Source organism: Salinicoccus carnicancri Crm, from assembly GCF_000330705.1.
GTDB classification, from domain to species: Bacteria; Bacillota; Bacilli; order Staphylococcales; family Salinicoccaceae; genus Salinicoccus; species Salinicoccus carnicancri.
The window spans coordinates 135939-157146 of sequence record NZ_ANAM01000003.1; the positions used below are offsets into that span (position 1 = coordinate 135939).

Below are 21208 nucleotides of genomic sequence, written 5' to 3' on the forward strand. Positions count from 1 at the left end.
AAACTATACTAACGTGGGATTATTATTATGTATAATATATTATTGAAAGGTAATGATACTTTTAAAATATGAAGGTGAATTTATGGAGCTAAGACATTTAAAATATTTCCAAACTGTTTCATCTAATCTACACTTCAGCGAAGCAGCGAAAGAACTAAATATATCTCAACCACCTCTAAGTAAGCAAATTAAACAATTGGAAGAGGAGCTGGGAGTCAGGCTGTTCAATAGGACAAATCGAAGAGTGGAATTGACCGAGGCAGGTGTTTATTTTTCTCACAGTTGTAAGTTCGTAATGAATTTACTGGAGAAAGAAATAGAAATAACCAGAAAAATTCATGAAGGGCAACTGGGGACAATAACTTTAGGGTTTAGTGGGTCTGTAGTATACAGTATTTTGCCAACTGTAATAAAAGAATTGAAAAAAAATCAGCCAAATCTAAACCTTGTAGTAGAACAGCACACAAGTAGTGAGCAAGAGAAATATATATTGAATGGAAATATTCATGTAGGGATGCTGGTGCCGCCAGTAAAGAATGAAAAAATCGAGACACTATTAATCAAAGAAGAAGGATTTCTGGTTGTCGTACCTAAAGGACATTTTATAGAACAGTATCAAGAGCCGATAGACCTTGAAAATGTGAAAGATCTCAATTTCATAATGACACCGGAAAGTTCTGGGAAAGGTTACTATGATTCAATAATTACATTGTGCAAAAGTGCCGGCTTTTACCCAAACATTGTTCAGAATGCCCAAGAACAGCAAACTATTATTACACTCGTCGCCTCTGAATTAGGGGTTGCAATAGTGCCAGAATCTACTGCGAGTATTATTAATGAGGATGTGGTATTCAAAAGAATAAAGCAACAGCATAAAAAGACAACTGCTTTAGCTTGGCATAAAGACAGTCAGTCTCCCAGTGTGAAAATTTTTACAGAATTGGTCCGAGATTTGATCCAAAGTGGAAAACTGAGATGAAGTTTCCTGAAAGAAGTGGGTGAAATGCATCTCATAAGCAGGCAATATAGTAATTAAAGAAGAACTAGGATACATAAACGGCAAAACATTGTCGTCAGAAATCATGAGGATGTAGTTATCACATTGAAATCATTGACAATGAAATTGCTAATTGCAATTGCAATAAAAATGGTATCGATGCATTCTTATCTACACCGTATGGTGAACCTCTATAATAAATCGGCTAACTGATTTATTATAGAGGATTTTAATTTGGTGCAATATAAATTTAGTACCTGCTAAATTGCTAATCTTCATAAATGATATGCGTAATGCTAACGGGTAAAAAAACAGAAAAAATTATTGACGATTCAGAAAACATTCTATATTATTATGTTAAATAAATTATTTATTATAACAAAAGGGATAGACGATATGAAATTAAACGAGCAAGTGTACAATGATTTACTAAATCAAATTCATAATGGATTTTATGAGATAGGAGAGAAAATTCCTACCGAGAAATTACTTATGGAAAAATACTCTATTAGTAGATCCCCAGTAAGAGATGCTTTAAAAAAGCTTCAAAATGAAGGGTATATTAATAGAATTCCTAAAAGTGGAAGTGTTGTTATTGCGAGTTCTAGGGTAAATAGAACAATTAATTACAAAGGAGGTTTTTCAAAATACTTTAGTGAAAATTGGGATGATATCAAGACAATTACCTTAGATGTAAGCGAAGTGAAAGAACCGGATATTTCGAAGAAGCTCAAGCTAGAAGAAGGCATATTGTTAAGAGTGACTAGAGTTAGGAAGTATAGAGAAGAACCAGTTTTCCTTTTGAAAACTTATTATCCTATTAATTTTCTTTCTGATATCTCAAAGGAAGAGTTTTATGAAGTTAATAATTTGAGAGAATGGTTTCAAAGTAAAACAAATATTAAGTTCAAGTATACTAATGAAACATTAGAGTCTATTGTTGCTGACAGATTGGTACAGAATCATCTTAATTTAGAAAATGGATCACCTGTTTTATTGATTAAGAGATTAACATACGATACAGAGCACATACCTTCAGAATTTGTAGAATACTATGTAAATACAAATATATGGAAGTATCATATTGATTATAATTTCTAGAGAATTGGGTGAGATGATGAAGCATTTATATAATATTCTTCTAAATATATGTTCAATATTTTTTGTAATCATTGTTACTGTTTCCATAGCACAAGTTTTTTTTAGATTTATATTAGATAGTCCTCTTGTGTGGAGTGAAGAACTGGCAAGATTCTTGATGTTATGGATGGTTTTTCTTGGAGCGAGTGTTGTTTCATATAGACAAGCACATTTAGGGGTAGATTTTCTGTTTGATTACCTGCCACCTAAAATAAATATTTTTTTGAAAGCGATTTCTACAACTGTGACGTTGGTATTCTTAATTGTTCTTGTAATTACTTCAATGGAATTACTTAGAGTAGCTGGTTATGCGACAAGTCCTGCTTTAAATATTCCACTTTCATACTGGAGAGTTTCTGTTGTAGCAGGTTCATCATTGATGATTCTGGCTTTGGTTGTAAATGTCATTGCTGAATTTATTAAGAGAAGAAAGGTGGAAGGATAGATGCTCGTAACTTTAATAATCCTTTTTATGATACTCCTTTTAATCATTGGTGTACCTGTAGCATTTGCGATAGGGGCGGCCTCTCTACTATATATATTTGTTTCAGGCTATGACCTTAGCATGGTTGCTCAAAGTATGGTTGGTGGAATTGATTCATTTACTTTGTTGGCTGTCCCGTTTTTTCTATTTTTGGGAGCCATCATGAATACTGGAGGTATTACTGAAAAAATTATTGATATTGCGAAAGCTTTAGTAGGACATCTTAAGGGGGGATTAGCACAGGTCAATATATTTGCAAGTTTAATCTTTTCTGGACTTTCTGGTTCGGCAACTGCAGATACGGTAGCCTTAGGATCAGTTTTAATTCCAGCCATGGAAAAAGAAGGTTATGATAAGAAATTTGCAGCTGCAATCACAGCGACATCTTCTATCGTGGGTCCCATTATTCCTCCAAGTATCACATTAATCATTTTTGGAATCGTTACGGGAACTGCTATAGGACCATTATTGATAGCAGGTATTATTCCAGGCCTTCTAGTATCAGTATCGCTGATGATTTACACCTATTTCATCTCAAAGAAGAGGGGTTATCCAAGCTACCCTAAAGCAAGTTTCAAAGAGCGAGGGCGTTCAATGTATAAAGGTTCTTTTGCTTTGCTTCTCCCGATAATCATTGTAGTGGGAATTGTTTCAGGAATTTTTACGGCAACAGAATCTGCTGCTATCGCAGTCTTATATGCTGTAATAGTATCACTATTCATCTACAGAACTGTGTCTCTAAAGGATTTGTGGAAAATAACTAAAGAGTCAACTTTTGAATCAGCTAAAATTCTGATTATAATTGCTGCAGCTTCAGTATTCGCCTGGGTGGTAACAAGGGCCAGGCTTTCTGATACTATTTCAAATTTCTTATTCAGTTTTACTAATAATCAGTATGTGATTGTATTGATTATTATAGTGTTCTTACTAATTATCGGGCTATTTATGCTTCCGAGTGAAGGAATACTTGTATTTGCGCCTATACTAACACCTGTCATGGTAGAAGTAGGTATGGACCCAATCCAGTTTGGTGTTTTGATGGTGCTCACTTTAACCATAGGTGGAGCTTCACCGCCCGTAGGAATAATGCTCTATATAGTTACTGACATTGCCAGAGTAAAGTATATGACATTGGTAAAGGAAGTAATGCCAATGTACATCCCACTGATTGTTACTGCAGTATTAGTTGGATTTTTCCCTGTACTTTCGCTAGTGCTAATCAACTTTTTCTATGGATAAATTAAAAAGGAGGAACATCAATGTCTAAAAACGCTTTACATTACATGACTTGGCCAGAAATTAAAGAGGAATTTAAAAAATCTAAAATAATACTCGTTCCTTTGGGTTCTATGGAACAGCATGGATTGCATTCCATTAATGGAGATTACTTAGCTGCGACACATGTAGCTGAAAAAGTAGCTGAAAAAAGTGGAAGCCTCTATACACCAACGCTCCCTTTTGGCAACTCGAGTTATTTTAAATCTTTTCCTGGAACAATTTCTTTAAGAGAAGAAACGGTCACAAGTGCTATATACGATATAATCGAGAATTTCTTGGATCATAATCAATATAAAATTGTATTTCTCAATGGACATGCTGGAAATAAGAGTGCAATCAACAATGCTGTAAGAACATTAAGTGAAAAACATGAAAAACTTGAAGTATACACTTTTAATCTTTGGCAAAGTTTGACTGAGATACAAAAAAAAGAAGTATATCCTTTGGAAAAAGATCCATCGGGACACGGAGCGGAACCACTATCTTCCATTATGAGATATCTGTACCCTAGATATGTTGATTCAAGCCATAAAAAATTTGAACAAAACAGAAAAGAGATAAACGGCAAGAGAATTCTTAATCTGAATCAACTCAATGTAGATGGAATCAATATTGATGCTTACATGAATATGGAAGATATCTCTGATGATGGTATTTATTCAGAGAGTTTTCAGCCAGATGAAAAAATTGGTGAACAAGTATTGGAATACATCATTAATAATGTATTAAATGCATTGAATAAATTATACGAGGAGAGATAAATTATGAAAAGATTAGCTCTATTCTTAGTTTTGTTGATAGGCGTTTTGTCAGCATGTAGTGATGGAAATGGAAATCAGAGTGATGGAAGTTCAGAGAATAGCGGCGGAGGAACAATATCTTTTAGCACCTGGGCTAATGAAGGTGAAGCAGCTTATGTAGGTATGGAAAGATTTAAAGAACTTGTAGAAGAAGAAACAGATGGTAATTATACAGTGGAACTGTTTGCGGGCAATCAACTAGGTACTACAGCTGAACAGATGGAGCAGGTAAAGATGGGGTCAATTGAAATGATGTCTAGTGGAGACCCGGGGATGATTGAGATAGAAATGCTATCCCTTCCATATTTGATGGACAGTAACGAGCATTGGACGCATGTACTAGAATCGGATATTGGTGATGAATGGAATGAAAAACTGAAAGAGGAACAAGGTGTTATAAATATCGGAACCCTACCTAGAGGGCCTAGAGTAATATCATCTAACACTGAGATAAATGAACCGGCTGATATGGAAGGTATGAAGTTTAGAACGCCTCAAAGAGATTATTATGTTGAAACATTTGAAGCTCTAGGTGCTAGCCCGACTCCAGTTGACTTTGGTGAATTATATAGTGCGCTTGAAACCGGTATTGTAGATGGACAGGAGAATCCATTGGAAACAATAGTTGCTGGTGGTTTCATGGAAGTTCAATCAAATATTTCACTAACAAATCACATGTTTAAACCAGCGTTTATTACAATTAACAATGAATTTTTTGAATCACTAACAGAGGAAGAACAGGAGATATTTAGGGATGCTTCCAAGGAAGCCAATCAAGTAGCCGCTGAACAGTTAAAAGATGAAGAAGAACAGATGATTAATGATTTAGAAAATGATGATATAACAATCACTGAACCAAATATTGATGCATTTAGAGACGCAACACAAAGTGTTAGAGATAACCTTGGTTCGGAAACATGGGGAGAAGAAAGGTACGATCGCATTGTAGAAATGGGGCAGGCGAATCTGAATGAATAATATAAAAACAATGATAAATAATGAAATTAAAGACATAATACAATTCCGACGTGAGATGCATGAAAATCCAGAGCTGAGCTTTCAAGAATTTGATATTACCCAAAAGTTGAAAACAGCATTAAAAAACAGTGTTATTGACCTATATGAATTAAGCGAAAATACTGGATTAGTTGGTGTGATTGAAAAAAATACTGATTATAAAACGCTAGCAATCAGAGCGGACATCGATGCACTCCCTATACAGGAAAGTACAAACTTAGATTATGCTTCAAAAAAAGAAGGAATAATGCATGCTTGTGGCCATGATATTCATACAAGTATTCTTTACGGTTATTGCAAGCTTATTTCGAAATTTTATGATGAATTGAAGTATAACATTGTCATCATATTTCAGCCTGCGGAAGAAACGATGCAAGGTGCTAAATATATACTGCAAGAACTTCAGCAATTAGAGATTAAAATCGACGAAATAATTGCATATCACACATGGCCTTATTTGATCGAAGGGAAAGTGGGATACAGGAAAGGTGATATGATGGCTGGGGCGATAAACTTCCATGTTGATATCAAAGCTAGTGGAGGTCATGCAGCCCATCCCCATACTACAGCAGACCCAATCTTTCTATCTTCTGACGCTATTGGCTTTATCCAATCAATTGTCTCCAGGTATAACAATCCGGTGAATCCACTGGTAATAACAGTGGGTAAAATTAATGGGGGACAAAAAACAAATGTTATTAGTGATGTTTGCAACTTTAGTGGTACTATAAGAAGTTTTTCAAAGGAATCATTAGCTTTAGCAAAAAAGCTAATCAAACAATACATCGAAAACATGACAGAAATGTCGGATGCGCAGTGCAATATTATATTTGATAATTATTGTCCACCTGTAATTAACAGTTTTAATACTGTGGAAAAATTTATAAAATCAAATCCAGAAGAATTATTAGAAGAGCTATCACAACCATCAATGGGATCAGAGGATTTTGCATTCTATTTAGAAAATATCGAAGGAGCATTATTCAGGGTTGGCACAAATACTGAAGAAGATGAAAGGAGTAAATTGTCACTCCACAACTCTCAAATAGTGTTTTCTGAAAAATCTATATGTGCAGGCATTGAAGCATTATTGAATTATACAGTTAAATAGAAATGTATATGATGTCTCAATTAATTGTAATATCGTTTGTTTTAATGGTTTTTATAATGATTTGGGGAACATATACACTCCTTTTCACTGAATGAGAATTTTTTAGTCAGGCTATCCGACCAAGCATACGCTGGAGCGGTAGTTCTGTCCTAGTCAGTCATAGATCATTCTTTTCAAAATTATTAACCGGTTAGTACAGCTCTCGGTAAATTAATTACTCTCTGAGTATTGAAATCATTCACGTTGGCTTAAGGTCGCTGAGCGGTTTTTGGATGACAGTTTTAGAGAGAGGTGTGATAAAGGAGTGGATAGAGTGAAAGATTGGAGTCTACGCCAACTTTAAAAACTATCAGTAAATTAGCCAGAGCACTGGATTCGAAGTTACAATTATCATAATTCTATGTTCATGATCAAATAGAGGAGCCTCACCTCAATTGTTTTAAACCGGGTGTCCATGATGATACACTGGGGACACTACATTGAAAATGAGGTATGAGGATGAAGAAATTAATCATCAGACTGGTCAAGGACACTTTGAAAGATCCGGTCAAGAGGGAAAAGGTATTGAACTATATAAGGCCGATCGTCTCTGACTATAAAAGTAGAAAGAGATGATCTGAAATCAAATGGGGCAGATAGATCAAAAGGACTGTGCGACGGGTCGCACAGTCCTTTCTGTTTCCAGCATAGAGCGTCTGTAATTTCCGCTACTGCATGAAATACTCTCTCGGCAGATCGAGCTCATACTGGGTTGCCAGTTCGTAATTGCTCTGTGTGTATTGTTTCTTCAGTGAGATCTGCAGGTTGCTCGGCAGCTGGTATTTCCTGTGATGCAGGCCGTAGCTCAGCTTGTTCTGCAGTAAATACCGTGTCGGCAGATAGTTCCGGTGGGGAAGGCTGATCAGCGCCATCGGTCCTTCTGGATGGATGGGTGTCTTGAAGAGCTGGTTCATCCTGCGCCCGAGGGCGACTTGCATGGTACCGAAGCTTTTGTTGGCCTTGCGGACGCTTTTGACTTCTTTGTACTCCGGAATTTCGGCTTCACCCATAAACTCCAGCAGCTTCTGCAGTTCTTCTGCGGGGGCTTTTTTGAAGTCCTCGAAGATCATGATGTACATGTGGTCCCTGCCGAAGGTGTCTTCAATCTCTTTCAGATAGTTCTGGTAGTGGAAGTTCTCGAGCACGCCGTTGCTGCGGCAGTATTCGATGTACTCCCCGGCCCCCATGACGCCGCCCTGGTGGACATGCTGCACGTACAGTGAAGTGATGAGGTCGACCTGTTCGCGGAGGCCGACGATGATGTGGACATCATACTGGTCCTTTGGGAAGACCCTTCCCAGGTCTTTCAGTATGGCACTCTGACCTTTCACTTTCCTGGGTGCGAACGGGCTGCCTGAGAGGCCTTCATATGAGATGAGCAGCGGCCGGTCGTTCTCGAAGCTGTCGAACTCGTCCCGGATGAGGTCGACCTGATACCCGGACAGCCTCGAGAGGCGCAGTTTCCTGAGGTCCTCCATGATGTAGTCGGGATGTATGAAGTTCACATTTTCAAGGTTGGGGAATATCGATCCCTGCATAAAGGTCGTGGCGGTCTTGTGGTAACCGACATGCAAATAGATGGTCCGCATTGGGCTCTCCTCCGTCCTTCGGTTTTTACAGTTCTTCTCTATGAGTATACCAGAGCGGGGCGCCCGGTAAAACGGGTGCTTCCGTTGGTACTGTACAGTCATGTAGGTTATCATGAAAGGGATACACTTAACATTACAGTACCCACTTGTGAAGGAGTTGTAACCATGGCAAACTTGACGCACCTCGACCAGCTCGAGTCTGAAGCGATCTATATCATCCGGGAAGTGGCTGCGGAATGTGAGAACCCGGTCATGCTGTATTCCATCGGCAAGGACAGCTCGGTCATGCTGCACCTGGCGCTGAAGGCGTTCTATCCGGAAAAGCCGCCGTTCCCGTTCCTGCATGTCAATACAACGTGGAAGTTCAGGGAGATGATCGACTTCCGTGACCGGCGGGCGCGTGAGCTCGGCATCAGAATGATAGAACACATCAACCAGGAGGGGGTCGAGGCGGGCATCAACCCGTTCGACCACGGCTCTGCCTACACCGACATCATGAAGACGCAGTCGCTGAAACAGGCGCTTGACGCGCACGGGTTTGATGCGGCGTTCGGCGGGGGACGGCGTGACGAGGAGAAGTCGCGTGCAAAGGAGCGCGTATTTTCATTCCGCAATAAAAACCACGCCTGGGACCCGAAGAACCAGAAGCCTGAAATGTGGAAGCTGTACAACACACGGATCAGCAGGGGGGAAAGCATGCGTGTCTTCCCGCTGTCCAACTGGACGGAGAAGGACATCTGGCAGTACATCCGCAGGGAGCAGATCGATATCGTGCCGCTGTACTTTGCCAAAGAGCGTCCGGTGATCGAGCGGGACGGCAACATCATCATGGTGGATGATGACCGCATGCGGATCGGCCGGGATGAAGAGATCGTGAACAAAAAGGTGCGATTCAGGACACTCGGGTGCTATCCGCTGACCGGCGGCATCGAATCCGACGCGGATACGCTGGACGAAATCATCGATGAGACGCTCGGTGCGGTATCTTCCGAACGGACGAGCCGCGTCATCGACCAGGAATCCACCGGCAGCATGGAACGCCGCAAGAGAGAGGGGTACTTCTAGTATGAAAGATCTGTTGAAATTCATAACATGCGGAAGCGTCGATGACGGCAAATCGACCCTGATCGGCCACATGCTGTATGATGCGAAACTGATATTCGCCGACCAGGAGAAGGCGCTCGAACTCGACAGCCGGGTCGGCAGCCGGGAAGGGGAGATCGACTACTCACTGCTGCTCGACGGGCTGATGGCCGAGCGGGAACAGGGCATCACGATCGATGTCGCCTACCGCTACTTCAATACCAGGCAGCGCTCCTTCATCGTGGCGGATACGCCGGGGCACGAAGAGTATACCCGCAACATGGCGGTCGGGGCCTCGTTTGCCGACCTCGCCGTCATCCTCGTCGATGCGACGAAGGGGGTCATCACCCAGACGAAGCGGCATGCCCGCATCTGTGCCCTGATGGGCATCCGGCATATCGTTCTGGCGGTCAACAAGATGGATCTTGTGGGATATGACAAGGAGCGCTTCGAGGAGATCCGGAAAGACTTCATCCAGACGTCGTACGGGTTCGGGCTCGAGAGCGTTCAGGCCATCCCGGTATCCGCAACCGTCGGGGATAACGTAACCGGAAAATCCGAGAACACACTGTGGTACGATGGGCCGGCACTGCTGCCGTATCTTGAAACGGTTGAAACGGCGCGGGGCGAAAAAGATGAAGCGTTCGTTCTGCCGGTGCAGCGGGTGAGCCGTCCGAATCATACGTTCCGCGGGTTTCAGGGACAGGTGGAAGCGGGCAGCATCCGCGTCGGTGACAGCGTCACAGCACTGCCGAGCCGGGAGACGGCGAAAGTCAAGAGTCTGCTCATCGGCGACAGGGAGGCTGAAGCGGTGTCACGCGGCCAGGCGGCCACCATACAGCTGGACAGGGAAGTCGATGTATCCAGGGGATGTGTACTGACTGCATCCGACAGCATCGAAGTGACCGACATGCTGACGGCGACACTCCTCTGGATGGATGACGGACCGCTTGTCGAAGGCCGGAATTATCTGGTCAAAGTGGGGACGAAGACGCTGCCTGGCACCATCATGTCCATCAAGCACAAGATCGATATCAACAGCGGGGATGAAGTGTCCGCCGGCAGGGCGTATAAGAATGAGCTCGTCGCCTGCGACATCTCACTGTCCGAAGACCTCATATTCGATACATTCGAGAATAGTGAAGCACTCGGCGGCATGATCCTGATGGACCGCGTGTCGAATGCGACATCAGCCGCCGGGATCATCAACCATTCACTGCGCCGGGCGACGAACGTCATCTGGGAGGAGACGGCGGTGACGAAGGAACACCGGGCCAACATGAAAGCCCAGAAGCCGCTGACACTGTGGTTCACCGGCCTGTCCGGCTCGGGCAAATCCACGCTCGCCAATGCCGTCGAACAGCGCCTGGCCGCAATGGGTCGGCACACCATGCTGCTCGACGGGGATAATGTGAGGCACGGACTCAACAGGAATCTCGGATTCAGGGAAGAGGACCGTGTAGAGAACATCAGGCGCATCGCCGAAGTCGCCAAACTGATGAACGAAGCCGGTCTCGTCACACTGACATCATTCATCTCGCCGTATGAAAGCGACCGCCGAAGCGCGCGGGAAAGCATCGGCCGGGAATACTTGGAAATATATGTCAGTACACCGCTCGAAGAATGCGAACGACGCGATGTCAAAGGGCTGTACAAGAAAGCGAGGAGCGGGGACATACCGAACTTCACCGGCATCTCGAGCCCCTACGAGGCACCTGAAAACCCGGAGATCGAGATAGACACCACCGACATGCCACTTGATGAAGCGGTCGATAAAGTGATGAAGCAGATCATGATCTATATGGACTGATGGAAGATTTGAGAGAAAAGAAGGAAGTGATGGGATGCAGACTCTGGAATTTCAGGAATGGGTCAGGAAATATTATGAATCACGCGGCTGGTCGGACCTTGACATCTTCGTGCGGATCGGTTTTCTTGCCGAGGAGACCGGGGAAGTGGCCCGGGCCATACGGGCCATTGAAATCGGCAGGGACAGGCCCGATGAATGCGATGGAGCATACGATCAGAACCGTGAAGAACTGGTCGGCGAACTCGGAGATGTCCTCGGCAATGTCGCCGTGATTGCAAACAAATATGATATCACACTGGAAGAAGTCTTCAACGCGCACAAAGAAAAATTATCAGAGAGATACAGTGTGAAATGATCGGCCAAAAAAGCCACCCTCCACATCGAGATGGAGGGTGGCTTGCCTAATATTTATGGGAGAATATTTAGACAATTTAAATTTTAATGCAAGTTTCATGTAATGTAAAGGTGATAAGGAGAATTTTTTGAAACATCATCTGATTGCGCTGTTGTGAATGAGCCTGTATGCAGACTCCCGGAGGAGATTGCATACGGGCTTTTTCATCCTCCGTTCACTTCTCCGACACGAACTTGAATGTATACTTCACAGGATGGTAGTAGACCGTGGAGTACTCGAAACGGGTGCCGTCGCTCAGGGTGGAGTAGGCTTCGAGGCACAGCATCGGCGCCGATTCTTCAAGGTGCAGAAGATCCATCAGCTCACCGGTCGGCAGGATGGGTCTCAGGTCGGCATGCCTCCTGCTGATCGTGTAGCCCTTCTGTCCGATGTACTCGTATTTTGACTCCTTCATGACATTCACGGACAGATCGGGGAAGAGGTCATAAGGCAGATACGACTCTTCGAGGATCAACGGCTGCCCGTCGGCGATCCGCAGCCGTTTGACAAAATAGACTTTCTGGCCGTCACGGAGTTTCAGGGAGTCTCTGACAGCATCATCCGGTGAGGTCAGCTGGAACTCGAGTATCTCATTGGACGGGTTGTTGTGCAGCCCGCTCATCTCCTCGGTGAACCCCTGCAGCTTGTATATGTCATGTTCGATCTTCTTTTCGCTGACATATGTCCCGCTTCCATGCACACTATATACGAGCCCCTCTTCCGCCAGCAGTTTGACGGCGCGCCTGACGGTCACCCGGCTGACGTCATACATCTGTGCCAGCTTCGTCTCCGTCGGGATGGCCTCCCCGCCCTCTGTGCCGTTTGAGACGATATCCTCCCTGATTCTGTTCGCAACCTGTTTATATAAAGGTGTCGAAGACTTCCACATACTCTGTTCAACCTCTCTCTCGTTACCGTCCATTCTATCATCTGTGATCAATATTTAATACCACTTTTAAAATTTGTATTAAAGTTGTATTGTAATAATAAAAATCTTGTGTTAAATTGATACTAAATAATATTGGAAGGGGTTTCATGGATGGAGAAGAAGAATCTTGTCATAGTCGGCGGCGGCAGCACGTATACCCTCGGCATCATCATGAGTCTGATTGAAGAGAAGGAGACGCTGCCGATCCGTAAATTGACGTTCTATGACACGGATCACGCACGGCAGGAGAAAATTGCGAAAGCGACGGAAGTGATATTGCGCGAGAGATATCCGGAGCTGGAAGACTTCAAATATACGACGGACAGGGAGACGGCGTTCACGGACATCGATGTGGCCTTCCTGCAGATCCGCACCGGGGGCCTCAAAATGCGCGAGCAGGACGAGCGGATCCCGCTCAGACACGGCATACTCGGCCAGGAGACATGCGGACCGGGCGGCATGGCATACGGCATGCGCTCGATACCGGATATGATCGAACTGATCCGGGACATAAGGACGTACGCGGAAGATGCATGGATCATGAACTATACGAATCCGGCGGCCATTGTGGCCGAGGCGCTGAAGCGGGAATTCCCGGAAGACAGGCGGCTGCTCAACATATGCGACATGCCGATTGCCATCATGAAGAGCTATGCGGATATGCTGGATAAGGATGTATGGGACCTTGTGCCCGGATATTTCGGCCTCAACCATTTCGGATGGTTCACGAAAATCGAGGACAGACTCGGGCAGGACTACACTGGGACGATCAAAGACAAAATAGTCAATGAGGGGTTCATTCCCACGGACAGTGAAATCGCAAACGATGCTTCATGGCAGGCGACGTTTGCCACGGCGCGCAAAATGCTGATGGATTTCCCGGAATATTTGCCGAATACGTATCTGCAGTACTATTTCTACCCGGAGGATATGGCGCGAAAAGAGGACCCGGACAATACGCGGGCGCGCCAGGTGATAGGCGGGCGCGAGAAGCGGGTGCACGATGCGTGTGACAGGATCACCGGTTCGCAGTCTCTCGGGGATGTGGAGCTCTCAGGCGACATTCACGGGGCCTATATGATCCGTGCGGCGGCGTCGCTCATCCATCATCTGAATCATATCTACATCTTGATGGTGAAGAACGACGGCATCATTTCGAACATCCCGGATGATGCGATGGTGGAAGTGCCGGCGATGCTGACGGGGGATGGTCCGAAGCCGTTTGCGGTCGGTGAGATCCCGGCGTTCTACAAGGGGCTGATCGAGAACCAGTATGCATACGAGAAGCTGGTGGTGGATGCGTACTACGAACAGAGTTATATGAAGATGCTCCAGGCACTGACACTGAACCGCACGGTGACGGATGTGAACAAGGCGAAGGCGGTACTTGCCGACCTGATCGAGGCCAATCGAGGCTACTGGCCGGAACTGAAATAGGAAAAGGGGATGGAACGGATATGAAACGGATCATAATCAATGCGGATGATTTCGGCTACTCACGCGCTGTCAACTACGGCATCATCGATGCGCATACAAAAGGGCTGCTGACATCGACGACACTGATGACGAATATGCCGGCAGCCGAGCATGCCTTCAGGCTGGGGCATGAGCATAAAAGTTTGGGCATCGGTGTACACCTGACACTCACATGCGGCCGGCCGCTGCTCGACACGCACCATACGCTGGTGGATGCAAACGGGGATTTCAAGAGCAATTCGAACTACCGGGGGAAATTCCACATCGACCCGGATGAACTGTATGCCGAATGGAAGGCGCAGATCGAGAAGTTCCTGGACTCGGGACTCGTACCGACGCACCTCGACAGCCATCATCATGTGAATAATCTGGCGCCGGTGCTGCCGGTGTTCAAAAGGCTGGCTGACGAGTACGGGCTGCCGGTGCGGAACAACTTTGAAGCGGCGGCACGTGAGTTTACGACAACGGACTTCTTCCAGTACGAGCCGGATATACTGCTGGCGGATACTGAAAAGATCCTTGGGACGTTCGGGGAAGCGGGGACGGTCGAGATCATGTGCCACCCGGCATATATCGACAAAGCGCTCCTTGCCGGCTCGACGTATGTCATGCCGCGGCTCGAGGAGCTGGATGCACTGACGGATGCGCGCATCATCAGAAAGATAGCGGAAGACTCGAGATTTCAGCTGATCACCTACGGTGACCTCAGCAAGGGGGTATAATCAATGAAAAAATTCATGCAGAATCTGGGTAAATCGATGCTGATTCCCATCGTCGCCATGCCGATTGCGGGGATCCTGTTCCGTCTGAGTGCAGAAGACCTGCTCGATATCACACTGTTCCAGGCGGCCGGCGTCATCTTCGAGAACATAGATGTGCTGCTCGCCATCGGTATCGCCATGGGGCTGGCAAAGACGAAGGACCGGGGCATTCCGGCACTCACAGGCTACCTCGCCATTACGGTGCTGAACCACGGACTCACACTGATGAACCCGGACCTCGACATGAGCGTGTTCGGCGGGGTCATGTCGGGACTCATTGCAGCAGCAGTGTACAACCGCTTCAAGGACACCGAACTGCCGGCGATGTTCTCATTCTTCGGCGGTGAAAAGTGGCCGATCACACTGATCATACTGATCATGATCCCGGTTGCGGGAATATTCGCATTCATCTGGCCGTATGCCCAGGCGGGCATCGATTCATTCGCGCAGATGCTGGTCGGCATGGGTGCATTCGGCATCTTCCTGTTCGGCTTCCTCAACCGCTTCCTGCTGCCGTTCGGCCTGCACCATGTGCTGAACACCTACATCTACTTCGGCCTCGGTAGTTTTGAGACACCTGACGGCGAAGTCGTCACCGGTGAGATCACACGCTTCCTGAACGGCGACCCGACCGCGGGCTACTTCCTCGGCGGATTCTTCATCGTCATGATCTTCGGCGTGCCGGCGATTGCGCTCGCCATCACACGCGCGGCATATAAACAGAAAAAGGAGAAGACGAAGGCACTGATGTCCTCCGGCGGACTCACATCCGTCATTGCCGGGCTCACCGAACCGATCGAGTTCACCTTCATCTTCACATCACCGCTGCTCTATTTCATCCATGCAGTCTATACCGGACTCGCCGGGGCGACACTCTATGTCCTCAGCATCCGGCACGGCTTCTCATGGGGCGGCAGTGTCATAGACTATGCACTGAACCTCGGCATCGCAGATAACGGGCTGTTCATCCTGCCGATCGGGCTCGCTTTCGGTCTCCTGTACTACTTCACGTTCTATATACTCATCACGAAAATGAACATCCCGGTCATCGGACGTGAAAAGGACGAGGAATTCGGGGCCGAATCCGACGAATCAGAGCAGGAACTCGAACTCAGCCACTCCAAATACGAGTACATGGCCAAGAAAGTCCTTGAGAACGTCGGCGGGCGCAGCAACGTCACAGACTATGAAAACTGCATGACCAGGCTGCGCCTCGTCGTCAGTGACATGGACCAGGTCAACGAAGAGAACATCAAGCAGACCGGCGCCCACGGCGTCGTCAAAGTCGACGACCATCACGTACAGATCATCATCGGCCCGCAGGCCAACTCCGTCATGACCGAGTTCAGGAAACAGATGGAGGAGTAGGAATTGTAATATGGAATTTGAGGTTAAAAGAAGCATCCAGTTCAGCTGGATGCTTCTTTATAATGTGATTTAATTTTTCTTTTAAGAATATGAAATGACCTTTCCGGTCATTTCTTCATAATCCCGGTTCATAATTTCCCATGATTTTTCAATATTTTCGTCCAGTCCAAACAATCCACTGCGACCAACGATGTATATATCAGGTCCTGCAGCATCAATTTTTTTAAATGATTTTCGATTGGATGAACCATCCATCTCTATAACATATCCGTAACCTTGTTTCTCACGCAGTTTTCTGAGATCGACAATTTTATCTAAAGTACTGTCTATAAAACGTTGCCCTGCAAATCCTGGATCAATTGTCATTATTGTAATTTTATCGACTATGTCAATATAGGGGAAAATTGCTTCAATCGGCGTTTCAGGATTTAATACGATACCTGCCCTCAAACCTGCATCATGTATCTGGTCAATCAATCGAAATGCCAGACCATCCAGCACTTCTGCATGCATACAGATCCATTCGCATCTCATATCAATCAGTTGTTCAACCCAAAAACTAGGGTTTGTAACCATGAGATGAGCAGAAATTGGCAGCTTGCTTATTTTTCTGACTTCATCAATGAACCAAGGTGATAAAGTAATATTAGGAACATAATGTCCATCCATTATATCAACATGATAAGAGTCTACTCTATTGTTCAAAAAAGTAATTTGTTCTTTGAATTTATCTAGATCCATAGTCATAAGGGACGGTGAAAATTCTACTTTGTTCATATTTTTAAATTCTCCTTACTTTTTATACTGGCAGCATTAAGTATTGGGTGCAGACTGCTAGTCAGAAATCAATAAACCTTTATATCATCCAGATTGATGTCTTCTTCTTCTATTTCTTCTTCTAGTTCGACCTGTTCCTCAGACTTATGCTTTTTAAGGAGTGCCAGAGTAAATCCTGTTACAATGATGTTCACTACGAGTGCTGCGACTCCAGTCCAAGGGTTCGACATAGTTGGTAACATCAATACGCCTCCAAATGGTACGGTTGCATCAGCACCCAGCCACATGGATACTGCACCACCTGCGGCGCCCCCTATGGCTGTTGCAGCTACACATCGAAGAATGTCATTCATGACGATGGGTATGACACCTTCTACGATATTTACGAATCCCATAGGGACAGCTGATTTTATAGCTTCTTTTTCAACAGGGGTGTATATGTTCTTTTTGAACATTTTTCCGAATAAATAAGCTAAACCAAAACCAATGGGAGTAGCTGTGTTCACCAATTGCAACGCAGTAATGGGACCATTGATCCCTTCAGCCTGCAATGTCAAAACAAAGGCGAAAACCGTTTTATTTATTGGACCTCCATAGTCAACACCACTTAACAGTCCCACGACACCACCAAATACCAGTAATGAAGAAGAACCAAGACTATTCAAAGCATTCGTTAATAAAGAAGTGAAAGCCGAAACAGGTATTCCAATTATATAAACCATGATAAGGCCACCGATGATGGAGGCGAAAAATGGGACAATCAATGTCGGCATCAATCCTTTGGCCCATTGAGGAACTTTTAAGTATTTAATGAGAGCAATAACAAGATAGCCTGATAAAAAGCCTCCCAGTATACCGCCTATGAATCCGGCGCCTATTGTATTTGCTGTTAAACCAATTATCATACCCGGTGCAATACCTGGTTTTTCAGCAATGGAGTAGGAAATGCCAGTAGCTATGACAACAGGCAGCAGGCCAAGGCCGACTCCCCCCATTGTTGCTAAGGCATCCCAGAATGAAAATTCACCTTGTATCAATTCTTCCTGGCTCGTACCACCAAACCCCATACCAATGGCTATCAGAAAACCCGCGCCACAGACAATGGGAATCAAATATGAAATTGCAGTTAAAAGATGTTCCTTAAGATTTAATTGCCTAAGTACACTCATTGTTCTCCCTCCCTGAAACATTTTTAATTTGCGAAAGCATCCTTCACATCTTCTGTTTTAACGGACTTCAGTAACTTATCAATGACTTCATCATTACCTAATTTCCTGGCAAACAAAGACAATAACTTCAGATGATTTTTAGCACCCTCATTGTCGTTTCCGACGGCAAAAAGAATTATCCCTCTGACACCTTTTCCATCCATTGTTTCCCAAGATATTTCACTATTGTTGATGCCTATGGCAACGCCGATTTCGTTAACAAAATCACTTTTTCCATGAGGTATTGCAATATAGTTCCCAATGCCTGTCTGTCCTACTTTCTCCCTGGCATAGACATCCGCGAGAAAAGACTCGACATTTGTTATATATTCATTTTCAAGGAGTAATTGTGATAACCCACACAGAGCATCATGTTTATCTTTAAAATTCATGTTTGTAACAATTGTATGGTCATTAAGGATTTCAGTTATTTCCATCTGTAACACCTCGTTGTTCTTAGTTTTATGATTGCTGTGTCACCACTTCTTCTGCTTTTTTAATCAATTTATTTGGAGATTTCATAGCTACTTCTGTTGAAACCTGGATAGTGCGTTTGCCCTCGAACCGTTCTTTTCCGGATACTTTCACATCAGTTGCAAGGATTATGATATCCGCTTCTTCAATTTGTTCTGACGAGAGTTCATTTTCAATGCCGATTGTCCCTTGCGTTTCTATAGAAATTTCATGACCTGCTTTTTTTCCTGCACTTTCAAGCTTTTCCTGCGCAATATAAGTATGGGCAATTCCTACAGTACATGCTGCAACTCCAACTATTTTCATATGTGTTCCTCCTGAAATTTTAGTAATGTTTCTTCGAAGTCATTTTTTCTATCTGAATTTAATAGCTCATCCAGGAAATCTTCACTTGCGAGGGACCTGGTGAACATCGATATTTCTTTCTTGGTGGCCAATTCCTCATCAGCCTTTAGAAGTATTACAATAATCAAATTAATGTCTTTTATACTGTCATTCCAGGCTATGGATTTTTGAGGTTTGATAAATAATATTTGGGTGCCTGACAGATAGTTACTTTCAAGGTGTGGCAATATGATGTGTTCATGTATTAAAGAACTGCCAACTTTTTCACGATTTTCAAGTTGTTCAAGAATCATTTCTTTGTTCCCGGCCGTATCTGATTTACATACGATATTTTCAATCAATTCATAAACTTGTTTTTTATCCTCAACCTCACTGTCAAAATATATTTGATACAAAGAACTATCTTTCATTGTTTATCGCCTCAATTTTCTTCTGAAGTCTTTTTTTATCATCGAGTGTGAACATTGCACTTACCAATAGCGAGGGGACGGGGATATCATCTTCGATATTGATGGTGCTCAGGATAAGATCAATACTTGAATATTTCTTTTTAATCATCTGCATGTCCCTCGATGGGATTACATCGACGATGTCCAATTCAGGGAAGCTCCTTGATGCTTTTACTTTTAAAAGTTCAGAAGTGCCAATGCCCGTTGTACACATGATTAGTGTCCGTATAGGTGGCTTGTGTTGATTGGTTTCAATCAACTTTGCAAAATATAGGGTGATAAAACCGTTCTCATCATCATTGATTGTTGGAAGATGGAAATATTCACTTATATACTCAGATACCTCTGTGACACCTGAAAATAAATCCTCATAGGTTATTTTTATCTGATCCAAAAGGTTGTTTCTGACCTGAATGTTATGATCCAGCCTGTTAAGCATCGGTTTGATATGATTCGCGAGATCCATAAAAATGGTGTGGTTATTTGTATTCATACCAATCTGCTTACTCATTTCATTGATGTAGACATTTGTAATATCAATGACTTTTGTGGATAGATTGGAAGTCATATCAAATGTTCCCTGCATTCTGGATGAAACGAGATATTGATATAAAAAATATACTTCAGTCTCCGGCAATCTGAAATTCAAGTAGATTTCCATGTTTCTGACAACAGACTCAGCCGCTTGATAAATCACCATGTCCTGTCGCAGTTTTGATTCCTGTTCACTTGTTATTTCTTCTGAGAGATTCATATTCGTTTTATTTCTGGAACGATTGATGAGTATATATAGATGTGAAAAGATATTGATGTTGTAAGGGTAGGGGATTGTTCTGTTTAGCTTTTTCTCAATATTTCTGATCTGATCGAATATGAACAAAACATCATGCTTGTTGAAATTCAGTTCTTGATTGGTCTTTAATTCATCAATATCTATGACATTAAATATTTCAATGATATCTTTGATGGCTTTTCTGATATTCATCTCCTCACCGATAATGGTCAGAGTTCGGTTTTTTCTTTCCAGCACCAGATTATATTGTCCGAGCGTTTCGCTCATAATTTGTTCGTCAGTGAAAATGACAGATTCACCAACGAAATAGTCATAAAATAAGTCTTCAATTTTTAAAGGGGCTGGGGAGGATAATAACAATTCTTCCATGATCCGCTTTCTTCTTTCAGTGGGGGTGAAAATATCTTTCCTGTAATTAAAAGCTGTTCTTTGATGTTTTATGAATTTTTCATAATCAAGTTTGTATCCCCTCCCTCTTTCAGATATGATTAATGGATTGTATTCACTCTCATCATTAATGGATTTAACCAGCCGGTATACTGTTTTTTGAGATGTTTGGAGTATTTCTGCTAAAGAACCTGCTGTAACATAATCCGGATTTTTTGAAAGATACAGAAGTAATTTCTGTTCACGATGTTCTTTTGTACACAACAGCAACCCTCCTCGTAATATTTATCCTAACTCAACTTATAAGAAAGCGCTTCCCTAAAAAATGTCCGTTTCAACGGACATTTTGCTAGTTATTTCTTATTATCATACACATTTGTGGTTAACAAATTTACTGAAAAACATTGATCTATTAAATTGTTTTAAAGCGTAGGGAAGATATAAGTTGCTTGAATGGCAAAATCGCATTTTATGAAAATGACTTAGATAGATGCTTTTCC

Annotated in this window: 21 protein-coding genes; 13 read left to right on the forward strand and 8 right to left on the reverse strand. The window is 43.6% G+C overall.

Annotated features, from left to right (window positions below; all coding sequences use genetic code 11):
• Positions 1 to 82 precede the first annotated feature (82 nt).
• From C792_RS0104090 to C792_RS0104120, 7 genes are all read left to right on the forward strand, one after another.
• Positions 83 to 979: a LysR substrate-binding domain-containing protein gene (locus tag C792_RS0104090; RefSeq protein ID WP_017548176.1), complete on the forward strand. Its 897-nt coding sequence runs from the start codon at positions 83 to 85 to the stop codon at positions 977 to 979.
• 414 nt (positions 980 to 1393) lie between these two features.
• Positions 1394 to 2098: a GntR family transcriptional regulator gene (locus tag C792_RS0104095; RefSeq protein ID WP_017548177.1), complete on the forward strand. Its 705-nt coding sequence runs from the start codon at positions 1394 to 1396 to the stop codon at positions 2096 to 2098.
• Positions 2082 to 2582: a TRAP transporter small permease gene (locus C792_RS0104100; RefSeq protein WP_017548178.1), complete on the forward strand. Its 501-nt coding sequence runs from the start codon at positions 2082 to 2084 to the stop codon at positions 2580 to 2582. The genes C792_RS0104095 and C792_RS0104100 overlap by 17 nt, the downstream gene beginning before the upstream one ends.
• Positions 2583 to 3860 (forward strand): TRAP transporter large permease, encoded by a 1278-nt coding sequence (locus C792_RS0104105; RefSeq protein ID WP_017548179.1) that lies wholly within the window; start codon positions 2583 to 2585, stop codon positions 3858 to 3860. It begins immediately after the preceding gene.
• 20 nt (positions 3861 to 3880) lie between these two features.
• The gene (locus C792_RS0104110) at positions 3881 to 4660 is read left to right on the forward strand and encodes a creatininase family protein (protein WP_017548180.1); all 780 of its coding nucleotides are present in this window, start codon (positions 3881 to 3883) and stop codon (positions 4658 to 4660) included.
• A gap of 3 nt (positions 4661 to 4663) precedes the next feature.
• Complete coding sequence (locus C792_RS0104115) at positions 4664 to 5677, forward strand: TRAP transporter substrate-binding protein (RefSeq protein WP_017548181.1); 1014 nt, start codon at positions 4664 to 4666, stop codon at positions 5675 to 5677.
• Positions 5670 to 6827 carry a M20 metallopeptidase family protein gene (locus C792_RS0104120; RefSeq protein ID WP_017548182.1) on the forward strand — a complete coding sequence of 386 codons (1158 nt, stop codon included), beginning with the start codon at positions 5670 to 5672 and terminating at the stop codon, positions 6825 to 6827. Before C792_RS0104115 ends, C792_RS0104120 begins: the two co-directional genes overlap by 8 nt.
• Before the next feature lie 707 nt (positions 6828 to 7534).
• Here the strand turns inward: C792_RS0104120 and C792_RS0104130 are convergent.
• The gene (locus C792_RS0104130) at positions 7535 to 8455 is read right to left on the reverse strand and encodes a sulfotransferase domain-containing protein (RefSeq protein WP_017548184.1); all 921 of its coding nucleotides are present in this window, start codon (positions 8453 to 8455) and stop codon (positions 7535 to 7537) included.
• Between the two features lie 165 nt (positions 8456 to 8620).
• On the opposite strand from C792_RS0104130, the gene cysD reads away from it, so the two are divergent.
• From cysD to C792_RS0104145, 3 genes are read left to right on the forward strand one after another with little or no spacing between them, the layout of a single operon-like run.
• Positions 8621 to 9520 carry a sulfate adenylyltransferase subunit CysD gene (gene cysD, locus C792_RS0104135; protein WP_017548185.1) on the forward strand — a complete coding sequence of 300 codons (900 nt, stop codon included), beginning with the start codon at positions 8621 to 8623 and terminating at the stop codon, positions 9518 to 9520.
• Position 9521: 1 nt separating this feature from the next.
• Complete coding sequence (cysC, locus tag C792_RS14255; protein ID WP_017548186.1) at positions 9522 to 11348, forward strand: adenylyl-sulfate kinase; 1827 nt, start codon at positions 9522 to 9524, stop codon at positions 11346 to 11348.
• Between the two features lie 34 nt (positions 11349 to 11382).
• Entirely contained in the window at positions 11383 to 11703 is a 321-nt protein-coding gene (locus C792_RS0104145) for a MazG nucleotide pyrophosphohydrolase domain-containing protein (RefSeq protein WP_017548187.1), read from the forward strand.
• Between the two features lie 214 nt (positions 11704 to 11917).
• On the opposite strand, the gene C792_RS0104150 is transcribed toward C792_RS0104145, so the two are convergent.
• A complete protein-coding gene (locus C792_RS0104150; RefSeq protein WP_245537515.1) occupies positions 11918 to 12682 on the reverse strand; it encodes a GntR family transcriptional regulator in 765 nt (254 codons plus the stop codon).
• A 99-nt stretch (positions 12683 to 12781) separates the two neighbouring features.
• Between C792_RS0104150 and C792_RS0104155 the strand changes: the two genes are divergently transcribed.
• Genes C792_RS0104155 through C792_RS0104165 form a run of 3 tightly spaced genes read left to right on the forward strand, consistent with a single transcriptional unit; the run spans position 12782 to position 16275 of the window.
• Positions 12782 to 14107, forward strand: a complete 1326-nt coding sequence (locus C792_RS0104155; RefSeq protein WP_017548189.1) for a 6-phospho-alpha-glucosidase — start codon at positions 12782 to 12784, stop codon at positions 14105 to 14107.
• 20 nt (positions 14108 to 14127) lie between these two features.
• Positions 14128 to 14868 (forward strand): chitin disaccharide deacetylase, encoded by a 741-nt coding sequence (gene chbG / locus C792_RS0104160; protein ID WP_017548190.1) that lies wholly within the window; start codon positions 14128 to 14130, stop codon positions 14866 to 14868.
• A gap of 3 nt (positions 14869 to 14871) precedes the next feature.
• Positions 14872 to 16275 (forward strand): PTS transporter subunit EIIC, encoded by a 1404-nt coding sequence (locus C792_RS0104165; protein WP_017548191.1) that lies wholly within the window; start codon positions 14872 to 14874, stop codon positions 16273 to 16275.
• Between the two features lie 81 nt (positions 16276 to 16356).
• On the opposite strand, the gene alsE is transcribed toward C792_RS0104165, so the two are convergent.
• The 6 genes from alsE to C792_RS0104195 form a co-directional block, all read right to left on the reverse strand.
• On the reverse strand, positions 16357 to 17052 hold the full coding sequence (gene alsE / locus C792_RS0104170) for a D-allulose 6-phosphate 3-epimerase (RefSeq protein ID WP_017548192.1): 696 nt from the start codon (positions 17050 to 17052) through the stop codon (positions 16357 to 16359).
• A gap of 68 nt (positions 17053 to 17120) precedes the next feature.
• Complete coding sequence (locus C792_RS0104175) at positions 17121 to 18221, reverse strand: PTS fructose transporter subunit IIC (RefSeq protein WP_017548193.1); 1101 nt, start codon at positions 18219 to 18221, stop codon at positions 17121 to 17123.
• Positions 18222 to 18244: 23 nt separating this feature from the next.
• Positions 18245 to 18697, reverse strand: coding sequence for a PTS sugar transporter subunit IIA (locus tag C792_RS0104180; protein ID WP_017548194.1), 453 nt, complete (start codon positions 18695 to 18697; stop codon positions 18245 to 18247).
• Between the two features lie 25 nt (positions 18698 to 18722).
• Positions 18723 to 19040 (reverse strand): PTS fructose transporter subunit IIB, encoded by a 318-nt coding sequence (locus C792_RS0104185; RefSeq protein ID WP_017548195.1) that lies wholly within the window; start codon positions 19038 to 19040, stop codon positions 18723 to 18725.
• Positions 19037 to 19489, reverse strand: a complete 453-nt coding sequence (locus tag C792_RS0104190; protein WP_017548196.1) for a PTS sugar transporter subunit IIA — start codon at positions 19487 to 19489, stop codon at positions 19037 to 19039. Before C792_RS0104190 ends, C792_RS0104185 begins: the two co-directional genes overlap by 4 nt.
• Entirely contained in the window at positions 19479 to 20972 is a 1494-nt protein-coding gene (locus tag C792_RS0104195; RefSeq protein ID WP_017548197.1) for a BglG family transcription antiterminator, read from the reverse strand. Before C792_RS0104195 ends, C792_RS0104190 begins: the two co-directional genes overlap by 11 nt.
• Positions 20973 to 21208 lie beyond the last annotated feature (236 nt).